The organism is Oceanisphaera submarina, from assembly GCF_046521305.1.
GTDB lineage: Bacteria > Pseudomonadota > Gammaproteobacteria > Enterobacterales > Aeromonadaceae > Oceanimonas > Oceanimonas submarina.
This window is the reverse complement of record NZ_JBKGFN010000007.1, coordinates 95,546-109,272: the sequence shown is the minus strand read 5'-3', so window position 1 is coordinate 109,272 and position 13,727 is coordinate 95,546. Positions and strand designations below refer to the sequence as shown.

Here is a 13,727-nt window from a genome sequence, read left to right as displayed (position 1 = left end):
TTCCCAGGCAGACTTTCTACCTCACCCCTCGCTCTTCACGATACGTTGTATAAAAATTAAAAGGTAAACCCATGCAAGACTCAAAAAAATTCGATCCCAAAATCCTGATCGCCCTCGATTTTGCCGATGAACAACAGGCACGGGCGCTGATTGCCAAACTTGATCCCGCCAGCTGCCGGCTGAAAGTCGGCAAGGAAATGTTCACCCTGTTCGGGCCCGATTTTGTACGGTCTCTGGTGCAATCCGGATTTGATGTTTTTCTCGATCTCAAGTTTCACGATATTCCCAATACTGTCGCCAAGGCGGTTGCCGCCGCCGCAGAGCTGGGTGTCTGGATGGTGAATGTGCATGCCAGCGGTGGCCCGAGAATGATGCAGGCAGCCCGTGAGGCCTTGTTGCCTTACGGCGACAAGGCGCCCTTGCTGATAGCGGTCACGGTATTGACCAGTATGACGGCCGAAGAGCTGGTTCAGGTTGGCGTGCAGCGCTCTCCGGCCGAGCATGTGCTGTCTCTGGCGCGGTTGACGCGTGACGCCGGGCTTGACGGCGTGGTGTGCTCCGCTCAGGAAGCCAGCCTGCTGAAGGCGGAGTTGGGTCCGGACTTCAAGCTGGTGACCCCGGGTATTCGGCCGGCCGGTAGTGACGCAGGCGATCAGCGGCGTATCATGACGCCAGAACAGGCGGTGAGTGCAGGCAGTGATTATCTGGTGATTGGCCGCCCGATCACTCAGGCGGCCGATCCGGCGGCGGTACTGGAGCACATCAACCTCAGCTTGACGGCATAACAGCGGCAAGCTTTCCTATGGCTTTGTAGCCGGCGCTGCAGCTGCGGGAGAAGACGGCGCCGGGTCATCTGGATCGGCGCCGCTTGTGGGTGTGTGCCGGTTGAAGCGGCACCTGCAGCTTAACCAGGTACCGGTATTGTGGTTTTGTAGCCGATGCAGGCGGTGCCGAATTATCAGGCAAAGCACCGCTTGCAGGTTCTTGCGCGCTAAAGACACCGTTAATAACCTATCTGATGGAGGCATCCCATGACGCTGCAGTCGGCAGAGCTGCTGAGCATTATCCAAAAGTCGATGCCATTCGGCAAATATCGGGGGCAGCCCTTGCTCCGGCTGCCCATGGCCTACCTGTGTTGGTTGGAGCGCAAAGGCTGGCCGGCCGGTGCTCTGGGGGCTGAGCTGGCACTGGTGTACGAGCTGAAGCTGAACGGCGTCGATCAGCTGTTGTACTCATTACTGGAGCGGCGTTAACGGCGATATGTTGGTCGATACTCACCAAGCATAAACAAAAAACAGGGCCGAGTGGCCCTGTTCTTAATAATAAGCAAATAGTTTGCTTACTTGATCAGAAAATCTTCCAGCGTTTTGTCACCGTTGTCCAACGCTTGCTGGATCACGGAAGGCTTACGGCCCTGGCCGGTCCAGGTTTTATATTCGCCGTTTTCATCATGATATTCGTATTTGGCAGGGCGCTTGCTACGGGGAGCACTGGCTTTTTTGGCCGGCTCAGCCAGCTCAATCAGCTCGCTAATATCAATGCCTTCTGCGGCCATTTGCTCCATAAGCTCTTTCACTTTACGCTCGCGCTCTTGGGCTGCAGCCTGCTCGGCGGCTTTGGATTCACGCTGCTCTTCAATAACAGAAGCCAGCTTGGCCAAGCCTTCTTCCATCTGATCCAGAGTCAGTTCACGAGTGGCGGCGCGAAGGCTGCGAATATTAAGCAGGGTTTTCAAAAAGTCAGACATTACATTCACCTGTTGGGCTATCTTGATTTTATAATAAATTAAATTTACATCTTCATTTTAAATGAAGCAAGTTAATTCATGAGATCATTTCAGTAATATTAAATATAAAAGCCGGGTTAACGGTAAGGTAATGTATATCTCATTGCATTTTGCAAAGATGAGTTGCCGATTAAAAAAAGATCGGCTTATTCATTGAAAATTAATTGCCAGGCTGTGCATCGGCGGTTCTTTCAGGCTGGGAAGCCGGCCTATGGGATCGGTGGTGGCAGGCCGGATTTTATAGTATATAAAAGGTTTATAAACATGATTGGATTAGAAATCAAGCCGTTGTTTTTTGGTCAAATGTGTTGATTTTTGTCTTTTTGGCAGTAAAATCCTCCGCCTTACCTGCGTAGAGGTGCATAACTTATCAGTAAGCCAGTTCAGGGTGATGCCGCTTATCCTGGTCGAAAGGACGTTATGCCGAAGTCATGTCATTTATCCGATGACAGGGCTGGGATCGGTGCCGAAAGGGTCGATACTGTCATGAATGATTATTCATGATGCGCTATTGCTGGGAAAGAGAAGACGATCCCGATATCGGCCTCCTGCTCCTGGTAGTTATGTTGACAATTCAGAATCAGGTATTGCCGTGGAATCACATCCTTTTATTCAGACCTTCTGGTCTCTGCTACCTCCCTTGCTGGCAATTGTATTGGCCATCTTTACCCGCCGTGTCCTCTTGTCTCTGGGACTGGGAATCATCCTTGGTGTGTTGCTGCTAGAGCAATTCAGTCCTTTGACTGCCGTCACGCATTTGGCGGGCAATATTACCGGCCTGTTCTGGTCCGATAATGCCATCAATGAATGGAATGTTAATATATTGCTTTTTTTGCTGCTATTAGGTTGCATTATCAGCATGCTGAGCCGTACCGGTGCCACGCTGGCGTTTGCAGTATGGGCTCAATCTCGTATTAAAAACCGGCGACAGGCCAAGGTAATGACCGGGTTACTGGTATTTATCTTCTTCATTGATGATTATTTTCACAGTCTTTCGGTCGGAACCATTTGTCGGCCGGTGACGGATCGTTTTCATATCTCACGTGCCAAACTTGCCTATTTGCTGGATTCGACGGCGGCCCCTGTCTGTGTGCTGATGCCGATCTCTTCCTGGGGAGCCTACATCATTGCCCTGGTGGGAGGCATTCTGGCCAGCCACGGCCTCACCGGACAAAGTGCGCTGAGTACTTTTCTGATGATGGGGTCAATGAATTTTTACGCCATTTTCACCTTGTTGATGGTGCTGTTGGTGATCCGTGGTGGCTGGGATCTTGGCGCCATGGCGCGACATGAACAGCAGGCCATGAACGGTGACTTGTTTGACAAGGCCAAAGGGACGCCGCCTGGGGTGGCCGATAGCAGTGTCACCGAAGGTCGTGTCAGCGATCTGTTGCTGGCAATAGGTACCCTGACGCTGGTAACGGTGGCGGGTTTGCTGCTGACCGGTGCTCAGGCGCTGGCACAGAACCAGGTGGACTTTACGTTGCTGGCCGCCCTTGAAAACACCAATGTCGGTCGATCTCTGGTGTTTGGCGGTCTGGCGGGGCTACTGGTCTGTGCCTTTGCCATGTTCAAGCACAAGGCATCGTTGTCGGACTGGGGTCATGCCTTTAAGATCGGACTCAAGGGCATGTTGCCGGCAATATATATCCTGTTGTTTGCCTGGACCATTGCCGGACTGATTGGCGAGCTGCAAACCGGTAAATATCTGGCGTCCCTGGTACAACAAAGCATACCGTTGTTCATGCTGCCGGCCATTCTGTTTCTGCTGGCGGGGATCATGGCCTTTGCTACCGGTACCAGTTGGGGCACTTTCGGTGTGATGCTGCCTATTGGCGCCGACATGACCATGGCCATTGATGCTTCCCTGTTGCTGCCGGGGATGTCGGCGGTGATGGCGGGGGCGGTATTCGGTGATCACTGCTCACCTATTTCGGACACCACTATCTTGTCTTCTACCGGTGCCTCCTGTCACCATATCGACCATGTGATCACTCAGCTGCCTTATGCGCTCTCTGTCGCCCTGGTCAGCGTCATTGGCTATCTGGCTTTGGGGTACAGCGCCTCGGTAGGAGTGGGCCTGGTGGCGGCGTTGGTGGCCTTTATGCTGGTACTGGCGGGCTGGGCCTGGCAGCAGCAGAGAGCCCAGTGAAAAGACACTGCCGTCGCTGAACGGCTAGATTGAAGACAGATAAGTAAGAGGCCCTGTATCATGTCGATACGGGGCCTCTTGCGTTAACAGCAATTGTGTTACCGGCGGTTGCTTATCATCGTGTCTTGATGGGGTTAGTGACCGTTGTTCAGACGCTGACACCATTTGACTGCCTCTTCGTAACACCGGCTGCTGGTGGCTTCACTCAGATTAATAAAGTCCAGCCGTTGTTGCAGTTTCTGCCAGTCCGCCTGTTCATGGTCATGCATCATGCTTATCAGAAAACCCAGTTGTCCCTTGCGCTCAAGCAAGGCCTGATGTGTCGGCTCAGAGAGCTGGATGTGCGGTAAAATTTCGGCCATGGGGCGTTCGAGTAACACGTCCAGCAGAGAAAAAAGCCCACACATAAAAGCGTCTCCCTGCAGGGTCGGACATACTTTTTCGGCCAGCAGTTCACACCATTTGGCACGGATCATCGACAGCCGCTGCAGCTCGACACTCTTGTTTTTGCTGACATAGGCCGTCATCACCAGGGCGGTAAAGTATTTAAGTTGATGATGGCCAAGATATACAATGGCACTGCGCAGGTTATCAATTCTTCGTTGTCGAGTACCGGCATGCATACCGTTGACATAACGTAGCAGATTATAGGTAAGTGACAGGTCACTGCTGAACAGATTGGTCAGCTTGTTATAATCGATATCCTGGCTGTTGACGGTGGCTAGCAGTTTGAAGGCCGTCATCTCTGTGGTGGTCAGAATCCGTCGGCTAATGATCTGGGGTTGTTGAAAGTAATACCCCTGGAACAAATCAAATCCGGCAGCCTGAGCGGCAGAAAACTCGTCCAGCGTTTCTACCTTTTCGGCAATAAAGCGCAGTTCCGGATAGCGGCGGCAGCATGCGATAAAACGAGCGCAGTCCTCCATAGAGGTTTGGCGCAGATCCAGCTTGATAAAATCCACCACCGGCAGAAACTCATCCCACGCCGGATCGGGAACGTGATCGTCGAGGGCGACCTTAAGGCCTTGTTTTTTTAGTTTTTTTATACATTCCAGCAAGGTGTGATCGGGAGTAGCATCTTCCAGTAATTCAATGACCAGCTGTGGCTGATGAAGTTCATCGGCCATGCCTTCGCGCAGCAGGGTGTCGGGGAAATTGACAAAACACAGGGATTCACCGACCAGATCTTCTATTTTCTGACTTAAAAACTGTTCGGCCATCAGGCGGCGAGTCGCCAGTTCGGCATCGATATCGGGAAAGCGATTATCGAGACCAAGACGGAATAACAGCTCATATGCCAGTGGATTACCCTGATTATCCAGGATAGCCTGTTTAGCCACAAAACAGTGCATAATAGAGCCCCGCCGCAGTAACAATAAGTGGTCAAATATACAGTATGTGGTTTACATTAACAAAGTTGCATCCATAAAAAAGCGCCCCAAATGAGCGCTTGACGACATTATCTGTTTCTTGAGAAATTCAGAAGAGATAGTTCATCTGCAAACCGAACAGATAGGCGTCGCCGCCGGAGGTCATATCGTAGTCATTTGGACTGAATGCACTTTCTTCCTGCTCAACGGCGACCTGACTGCCATCCAAAAATGCAAATGCGGCATCAATACTCAAATTCTGGCTATAGGCATAGGTGGCACCCAGGGTATACCAGGTGCGATCCACGTCCGGAATCGAGATGGAACGAAACTCCGCCGGTACCGGCGACTTGTCGTAGGCCAGACCGCCACGCAATGTCCACTGATCGTTCAGCCGATGGGTGGCACCCACGCTTATCCGCCAGCTGTTTTCAAAGTTTTCAGGCTTTTCCAATAGTGGAGTACCTTGAGGGCTGGTGGCCTTCAGCTCTTTAAAGCTGCTCCACTCAGTCCACATGATGCCGTAATGCAGTGCCCAGTCTGGCTGTACCTGATGGAAACCCGAAATTTCGGCGATGGCCGGCAAGGTCAGGTCTAGTGTTCCCGGCACACTTTGACCATTAAGGCCACCTACGGCTGCAGGAAGTTCATTCGAGTAGTTACCTTCCAGCGTCAGGTCAATTTCGGAGCGGTAGGTCAGCGCCCAGCGGTTGTTGTCATCCGCTTCCAGCAGCAGGCCGATATTCCAGCCATAACCCCAGTCATCACCAGCTAGGTTCGCGGCTTCGGTAGACCTATCCACTCCGAGTGGGCCAAGTGCATTTACACCTTTCCGGCCCGCATAACGAATAAACTCGGCATCGGCATACACGGCGTTAAAGCCGGCGCCTAATGACATATGGTCATTGACCTTGAAGGCGAGGTTGGGGTTCAGGTTGATGGTTTCCAGCGACGTTTTGCCGCCGATTTCGCCAGCAGAGAACTCGGGAGAGTAAGATGTCGCCAGACCGTAGTTGGTAAAGGCGCCGAACCCGGCCACCCACTGCTCATTGATGGGATGCACATAATAGAAGAAGGGCACCACCGCATCATCGGCAATATCGTTGGCATGCTCACCGGTTTCGTTATCGGTAACATCCACTTCCGGATTAATGTAAATGGCACCGCCAGACAGGGCCGGGCGGTCAAACAGCGTCATGGCGGCCGGGTTGCGGCCCAGCACTGAAGCGTTGTCGCCGATGGCGCCTTCACCGGCGTAGGCGCGGCCCAGACCGGTTGTGTTTTGCTCCGCCAGTTGGAAGGCGGCGGAATGTGCCTGGCCGGTCATCACTGCAATGGAAGCGGCGAGTATGGACAGCTTCAACGTTTTTTGGCTCATAGAAGACTCTCTCGTCATGGTGATATGAATCGGGCGCCACTACGACTAGCGCAGCCGGTAAGTGGTATGAACTCTTACCAGCTGGCAGCATAGGAAGATGTAATGAAAAAGTAAAACACTTGTTTACGAAAAAAGGAGCCTATCGGCTCCTTTTGTGAGAGTAATCAAAGATTAAAGTTCGGATTCCATCCGTCTGAAACCCAGTACCACGGTTTTAACGGGCGGAGTATCCATACGGCTGATCAGGATGCAGGCCAGGCCGCAGACCAGAAATCCGGGCACAATTTCGTACAAGTCGAACAGACCGCCATTCAGTTGCTTCCAGCCGATCACGGTCAGGGCACCGAACACTATGCCGGCCAGGGCTCCATTGCGGGTAAGGCGTGGCCAGTACACGGAGAGAATAATCACGGGGCCAAAGGCGGCACCAAAGCCGGCCCAGGCATAACTGACCAGACTAAGCACGGTGGATTGCGGGTCGAGTGCTATCAGCATGGAGCAGACGGCGACGCCCAATACCGCAAAACGGCCTACCCACACCAGTTCGTTATCACCGGCGGCCGGACGTAGCCAACGCTTGTAAAAGTCTTCGGTAATGGCGGAAGAACACACCAGCAACTGGGAGTCGATGGTGCTCATGATGGCCGACATAATGGCGGCAATCAGCAAACCGGCCACCCAGGGGTTGAATACCGCATTGGCCAGCGCCAGGAATACGGTTTCCGGGTTATCCAGCGGGGCACCGGCAAAATAAACGGCACCGGCCAGGCCTACGCCCAGAGAACCAATCAGTGACAACAGCATCCAGCTCATGGCGATGCGACGCGACAAGGGAACCGAGTTCGGTGAGTCGATGGCCATGAAACGCGCCAGAATATGGGGCTGACCAAAATAACCCAGGCCCCAGGCCAGCAGACTGATGCCGCTGAGCAGCGAAAAGTCGTGGAACAGATCCAGCTTGCTCGCGTCCATGCCGTTCAGAGTGGTCAGGGTCTGGTCGATACCTCCCAGTTCGTTCATCACCGCCCAGGGCAGGGCTATCAGCGCCAGCAGCATCAGTATGCCCTGGAAAAAGTCGGTCCAGGATACCGCCAGAAAGCCGCCCATAAAGGTATAGGCGACGATGACACTGCCGCCGAGGAGCAAGGCGGTGAGGTAGGGCAGGCCAAAGACCTTCTCGAACAGGATGGCGCCACCCACCAGCCCGGAAGCGGTGTAGAAAATGAAGAACACCAGTATGGTGACGGCAGAAACAACCCGGATCAGGCCGCTGTGATCGGCCAGGCGGTTTTCCAGAAAATCGGGCAGGGTGAGGGAGTCGTTGGCCTGTTCGGTATACACCCGCAGCCGTTTGGCGACAAACAACCAGTTAAGCCAGGCACCTATGACCAGGCCGATGCCAATCCAGGACTGATTGATGCCGTAGAGGTATACGGCGCCGGGCAAGCCGAGCAGCAGCCAGCCGCTCATGTCGGAGGCCCCGACGCTGAGGGCTGCCACACCGGGACCCAGACGGCGACCACCCAGAATATAATCGCTCAGCGAACTGGTGGCTTTATAGGCCACCAGACCGATAAGCATGGTCAGCAGCAGATAGCCGACAAAGGTAATCAGAATAGGGAGTTCTATGGTCATAAGCGGGTTCCTGTTGTTCCGAACAGCATGTTCGCCTTCCGTATGGGCGAAATAACTAAATGTTACATCATAAAACCGAAGAACTCCCGATTCCTGTAACCTTATGACGGAATGGCATAATTTATCGACAGACTTCATACTGTTCTTGTTGGTTCAATGCAGAATGATTGCAAAAAGAAAAGGGGCGGAGTCAATTTGGAATAAACATTCCTGAAAATTGACTCCGCCCCTTTTTATCTCGATTTACTGTGGTTATATCGCTCTTTCCAGCGAGGCCTTGAGCTTGCCGGCCATCTTGCCGACATCTTCTTCCAGCTCGCTGACCACCACCAGACGGTTGAGGGCCATGGGAATCACTTCACCGTGGTAATGAGAATCCGAAAAGCTGTTTACCAGCTGCAAGGCCCGGTCGGCCGGCACGATAAAGACATGCACCCTGTCGTGCTCCCCCTGGATCACCAGATGGGCCGCCGGCCCCCCGGCAAACATGCAATGGTTGGCAAAATACACCTTGCCCACATCGGCCATGTCTTGGATCCGGGCACCATAAGGCGCCAATTTGGCATTGATGGTGGTGAGGCTGACTTCCTCATCCACATTCTGGGTGAAAGGCATTTCCAGACGCACATGTTCTATCGCCACCTGACCAACCGCCGGCGGCAAGGACTCGGCCGATAAAGGCAGAAAGCGGGTAGAAAATCCCAGCACAAAGGTCACGGAAGCGGCGACCGCCAAGTGGCGCCAACCGAAGCCTTCTGGCTTGTCCGCCTGACGCAGCAGAGGCGACAGCATCAGCTTGCCGGGCAGGGTATTGGGCACCGGCTCGTGCAGCGCACGTGTCAGCTTGTGGTTGAAGTCTTTGATTTCCCCCATAAACTGCCGGTTGCCGGCGTTATTCGTTGAGGCACTAATAAAGTCAGGGCTCTTGTCGTTGGGGTCGGCATAAGCCCGACGTCTGAACTCCAGGTCATCCATTGCTTTGGCCTCGTGAGGATTTGTCTTGGTCCATGGCTTCTTTCAATTTATTGCGGGCACGAAAGAGGCGGGTCATTACGGTATTCTTGTTCAAGTCCAGTATCTCGGCTATTTCTTCGCCACTGAAACCACCCAGCACCTGCAGTAGCAGTGGCTCACGATATTCTTCGGCCAGCTCGGCAATATGCCGGCGCAGCCATTCGGTTTCCATATCCTGCTCCGGCCCCGGACTGTGCTTGTCGGGCACCGGCACACTGTCCAGATCGACCAGGTCGAACTGCTTGCGTTCGAAACGGCGGGCATTTTCTCGCCGCAATATGGTGATCAGCCACGCCTTGGCGGCTTTTTCGTCTTTAAGGCTGTCCAGCGCCTTCCAGGCACGCAAAAACGTCTCTTGCACCAGATCTTCGGCTACCTGCCGGTCGTGGCACAGCCAGAACGCATAACGAAACAAGTCGCCATGCAAGGCATACACCAGCGCCTCATAACGCTTTTGCTTTGCCACCATGCTTTTAGAGACCGCATCCGGCCTGGTCTTCTTTCGTCTGAATAAAGAAATCATCGTTCACCGTTACAATAGGGTGGCTCATTTCAGTCTACTCAGTCTTAAAGTCACGTGCGAGTATTGATTGATGACGAACTGGTGTGTTGTCGGGGCCGGTGTAGACGTAAAAAACGCCATGATAGTGACTGATATACCACCATTTACCGGCCATCAATATTTTCAATCGACTGTTTAAAACCGGTAATGCCGTTGCTAAGATACCAGCGAGGTCAGACCTCTTTCCTCATCAGAATTTGCCGCTTATGGCCGGTTACTGGTGGCTTATAACGAACGCCTGATAACTTACGCCTTATTAACAAGGAGCCTGCATGTCGCCGACTACCCGACTGACTACCCGCAATGGCGACCGTATCGCCATCGTTTCCGGGCTGAGAACGCCGTTCGCCCGCCAGGCTACCGCCTTGCGTGGCATACCGGCGCTGGAGCTGGGCACCATGGTGGTGAACGAACTGCTGGCACGCACGCCCATGGCGGCGACCGAGGTGCAGCAGGTGGTGTTTGGCCAGGTGATATTGATGCCCAGCGCTCCCAACATTGCCCGGGAAATCGTGCTGGGCACCGAGCTGCCGGTCGGCACCGACGCCTACAGCGTAACCCGCGCCTGTGCCACCAGCTTCCAGGCGGTGTCGAGCCTGGCCGAGTCGATGCTGGCCGGGCAGGTGCAGGCAGGTATTGCCGGTGGCGCCGACTCCGCTTCTGTGTTGCCCATCGGTGTTTCCACCCGGCTGGCCGAGGCCTTGCTGGATGTGAGCAAGGCCAGATCCTTTGGTGCAAAACTGGCAATACTAGGTGGTCTTAAATTCAGGGATCTGGCGCCGGTGCCGCCGGCGGTGGCGGAATATTCCACCGGCTTGTCGATGGGGCAGACCGCCGAGCAGATGGCCAAGAGCCACGGCATCGGCCGTCAGGCCCAGGATGAGCTGGCGCACCGATCTCATCAACGAGCCACCGAGGCATGGCAGCAGGGCTGGCTGGCGGATGAAGTCATGGCTGCCCATGTGCCGCCATTCAAGGCCGCCTTCGAGCAGGACAACAATATTCGTACCCAGTCCAGTCTGGCCGATTACGGCAAGCTCAAGCCCGCCTTCGATCGCCGCCACGGCACCGTGACCGCCGCCACCAGTACCCCCCTGACCGATGGTGCAGCGGCCGTATTGATGATGACCGAAAGCCGGGCGAAAGAGCTGGGTCTGACGCCGCTCGGTTATCTGCGCAGCTATGCCTATGCCGCCATCGATGTACGGCACGACATGCTGCTGGGCCCGGCCTATGCCACGCCGCAGGCTTTGGAACGCGCCGGTTGTACCCTGGCAGACATGGATCTGATTGACATGCACGAGGCCTTTGCCGCCCAGACCCTGGCCAACCTCAAGATGTTTGCAAGCCACACCTTTGCCGAGCGCGAGCTGAACCGGGCCCGGGCCATCGGCGAGGTGGACATGAGCAAGTTCAACGTACTGGGTGGCTCTTTGGCCTATGGTCATCCCTTTGCCGCCACTGGCGCGCGCATGATCACCCAAACCCTGAGAGAGCTTCACCGCCGCGGCGGTGGCCTGGCACTGACCACCGCCTGCGCCGCCGGCGGCCTGGGCGTGGCCATGGTACTGGAGGCAGCACAATGAACGACGTTATCACCGAGACAAGGACCGAACAGATGGACTCTTCGACCTTTACCCTGCGTAACGAAGACGGCATCGGTATCATCACCATGGACGTGCCGGGCGAGAGCATGAACACCCTGCGCGCCAGTTTCGTGGACGAAATACAGGCACTGCTGGCCGACATTGCCGCCGACAGCAGTATCAGGGGCCTGGTGCTGTGCTCGGGCAAAGCCGACTCCTTTATTGCCGGAGCCGATGTGCGCATGCTGGACGAGTGCCAGACCGCCGAACAGGCCGGAGCCCTGTCCCGCGCCGGACAGCAGATATTCAACCAGCTGCAAGCGCTCGAGATACCGTTGATCGCCGCCATTCACGGGCCTTGTCTCGGCGGTGGTCTGGAGCTGGCGCTGGCCTGTCATGGCCGGGTGTGCAGCGACGACGACAAGACCCGCCTGGGCTTGCCCGAGGTGCAGCTGGGGCTTATTCCCGGCTCCGGCGGCACCCAGAGACTGCCCCGTTTGGTGGGACTGACCGCGGCGCTGGGCATGATGCTGACCGGCAAGCAGTTGCGGCCCAAACAGGCGTTGAAGGCCGGGCTGGTGGATGACATTGTGCCGCGCAGCATCCTGTTGCAAACGGCCGTCGGGCTGGCGCGCCAGGGCAAACCGGCTCGCGCCCGCAAAAAAGATCTGAAAACCCTGGCGCTGGAGGCCAATCCCCTGGGTCGCAAACTGGTCTTCGACAAGGCGCTCAGCACTCTGCGCTATAAGACCCGTGGCAAGTACCCGGCGCCGGAGCGTTTGCTGGAGGTGGTGCGTACCGGACTGGAACAGGGTATGAGCAAGGGGCTGGCCGCCGAAGCCACGGCCTTTGGCGAGCTGGTGATGAGCCCGGAGTCGGCGGCGTTGCGCCAGTTGTTTTTCACCACCACCGAGATGAAGAAGGAAACCCGCTGGCAGGGAGCAGAGCCAAACTCGCTGACCCGCATCGGCGTGCTGGGCGGCGGCCTCATGGGCGGCGGCATCGCCTTTGTGACGGCGACCAAAGCCGGACTGCCGGTGCGCATCAAGGATATTTCCCACCAGGGCATCAATCAGGCCATGGCCAACGCCCACGGTTTGCTGGTGCCCAGGGTGAAGAAGAAACAGCTGCGGGACAGCGAGATGCAACGGCAACTGGCGCGTATCACCGGCACCCTGGATTACACCGGTTTCGAGCGAATCGACCTGGTAGTGGAGGCGGTGTTTGAAGATCTGGAGGTCAAGCGGCAGATGGTGGCCGAGGTGGAGACGAACTGTCCGGCGCACACCATCTTTGCCACCAATACCTCGTCGCTGCCCATTCACCGGATAGCCGAAGGCGCGGCCCGGCCCGGGCAGGTGGTGGGACTGCATTACTTCAGCCCGGTCAACAAGATGCCGCTGGCGGAAATCATCCCCCATGCGGGCACCAGCCCGGTCACAGTGGCAACGGCACTCAAACTGGCCCGGGCCCAGGGCAAGACGCCGATAGTGGTGCAGGACAAGGCCGGCTTTTACGTGAACCGCATACTGGCTCCTTACCTCAATGAGGCGGCGCGGCTGCTGCTGGAAGGCGAGCCTATCGAGGCCATCGACAACGCGCTGCTGGATTACGGTTTTCCGGTGGGGCCCATGACCCTGCTGGACGAAGTCGGCATCGACGTGGCCGCCAAGATCTCGCCCATTCTGGTGCGGGAGCTGGGTGAACGTTTTGCCGCGCCCGATGTATTCGGCAAGCTGCTGGAAGACAAGCGGTACGGCAAGAAGAATGGTCGCGGCTTTTATCGCCATCATGAAAAGGCCAAGACGGACAATAAAGGCAAACACAAGCCGGTGGATGAAAGCCTGTATTCGTTGCTGGGCATCAAGCCCCAGCGCCGACTGCCGGCCCAGGATCTGGCCGAGCGCTGTGTGCTGCTGATGCTGAACGAGGCGGCGCGGGCGCTGGACGAGGGCGTCATTGCCCTGGCCCGGGACGGCGACATCGGTGCCATCTTCGGCATTGGCTTCCCGCCCTTCAGCGGTGGCCCCTTCTATTACATGCACCAGCAGGGCATGCACGCTGTGGTGGATAAGATGGAAGAATACGCCCGCAAATACGGCGAACGCTTCGCGCCCTGCGAACCTCTGCGAAAACTGGCGGAAAGCGGCGGCAGTTATTACTGAAAAGCAGCGGTAGGCGCCGCTTCGGCCGGCGCAAACCCACAGACAACACCAGCCCTACAGATATAGCCCGAATCCTGCC

11 protein-coding genes and 1 riboswitch are annotated in these 13,727 nt (G+C 55.8%); of the genes, 5 read left to right on the top strand and 6 right to left on the bottom strand.

Going from position 1 to position 13,727, the window contains the following annotated elements:
* The first annotated feature begins 71 nt into the window (after positions 1 to 71).
* Together pyrF and ACLEIV_RS08850 are read left to right on the top strand one after the other, a co-directional pair.
* A complete protein-coding gene (pyrF, locus tag ACLEIV_RS08855; RefSeq protein ID WP_410456291.1) occupies positions 72 to 785 on the top strand; it encodes an orotidine-5'-phosphate decarboxylase in 714 nt (237 codons plus the stop codon).
* A 246-nt stretch (positions 786 to 1,031) separates the two neighbouring features.
* Positions 1,032 to 1,253 (top strand): DUF3820 family protein, encoded by a 222-nt coding sequence (locus ACLEIV_RS08850; RefSeq protein ID WP_410456290.1) that lies wholly within the window; start codon positions 1,032 to 1,034, stop codon positions 1,251 to 1,253.
* A gap of 86 nt (positions 1,254 to 1,339) precedes the next feature.
* Here ACLEIV_RS08850 and ACLEIV_RS08845 read toward each other — a convergent pair whose 3' ends face one another.
* On the bottom strand, positions 1,340 to 1,747 hold the full coding sequence (locus tag ACLEIV_RS08845; protein ID WP_410456289.1) for an H-NS family histone-like protein: 408 nt from the start codon (positions 1,745 to 1,747) through the stop codon (positions 1,340 to 1,342).
* Between the two features lie 384 nt (positions 1,748 to 2,131).
* A riboswitch (Lysine riboswitch) is annotated at positions 2,132 to 2,305 on the top strand.
* A 73-nt stretch (positions 2,306 to 2,378) separates the two neighbouring features.
* On the opposite strand from ACLEIV_RS08845, the gene ACLEIV_RS08840 reads away from it, so the two are divergent.
* Complete coding sequence (locus ACLEIV_RS08840) at positions 2,379 to 3,938, top strand: Na+/H+ antiporter NhaC family protein (RefSeq protein ID WP_410456288.1); 1,560 nt, start codon at positions 2,379 to 2,381, stop codon at positions 3,936 to 3,938.
* 134 nt (positions 3,939 to 4,072) lie between these two features.
* Here the strand turns inward: ACLEIV_RS08840 and ACLEIV_RS08835 are convergent, their stop codons facing one another.
* From ACLEIV_RS08835 to ACLEIV_RS08815, 5 genes are all read right to left on the bottom strand, one after another.
* On the bottom strand, positions 4,073 to 5,278 hold the full coding sequence (locus ACLEIV_RS08835; RefSeq protein WP_410456287.1) for an EAL and HDOD domain-containing protein: 1,206 nt from the start codon (positions 5,276 to 5,278) through the stop codon (positions 4,073 to 4,075).
* A 139-nt stretch (positions 5,279 to 5,417) separates the two neighbouring features.
* On the bottom strand, positions 5,418 to 6,686 hold the full coding sequence (locus ACLEIV_RS08830) for an outer membrane protein transport protein (protein ID WP_410456286.1): 1,269 nt from the start codon (positions 6,684 to 6,686) through the stop codon (positions 5,418 to 5,420).
* A 171-nt stretch (positions 6,687 to 6,857) separates the two neighbouring features.
* Complete coding sequence (putP, locus tag ACLEIV_RS08825; protein ID WP_410456285.1) at positions 6,858 to 8,321, bottom strand: sodium/proline symporter PutP; 1,464 nt, start codon at positions 8,319 to 8,321, stop codon at positions 6,858 to 6,860.
* A gap of 252 nt (positions 8,322 to 8,573) precedes the next feature.
* Positions 8,574 to 9,296: a DUF3379 family protein gene (locus ACLEIV_RS08820; RefSeq protein ID WP_410456284.1), complete on the bottom strand. Its 723-nt coding sequence runs from the start codon at positions 9,294 to 9,296 to the stop codon at positions 8,574 to 8,576.
* Positions 9,289 to 9,804, bottom strand: coding sequence for a sigma-70 family RNA polymerase sigma factor (locus tag ACLEIV_RS08815; protein ID WP_410456283.1), 516 nt, complete (start codon positions 9,802 to 9,804; stop codon positions 9,289 to 9,291). The genes ACLEIV_RS08820 and ACLEIV_RS08815 overlap by 8 nt, the downstream gene beginning before the upstream one ends.
* A gap of 365 nt (positions 9,805 to 10,169) precedes the next feature.
* On the opposite strand from ACLEIV_RS08815, the gene fadI reads away from it, so the two are divergent.
* The gene (fadI, locus tag ACLEIV_RS08810; RefSeq protein ID WP_410456282.1) at positions 10,170 to 11,483 is read left to right on the top strand and encodes an acetyl-CoA C-acyltransferase FadI; all 1,314 of its coding nucleotides are present in this window, start codon (positions 10,170 to 10,172) and stop codon (positions 11,481 to 11,483) included.
* A gap of 32 nt (positions 11,484 to 11,515) precedes the next feature.
* On the top strand, positions 11,516 to 13,648 hold the full coding sequence (fadJ, locus tag ACLEIV_RS08805) for a fatty acid oxidation complex subunit alpha FadJ (protein ID WP_410456352.1): 2,133 nt from the start codon (positions 11,516 to 11,518) through the stop codon (positions 13,646 to 13,648).
* Positions 13,649 to 13,727: the final 79 nt, after the last annotated feature.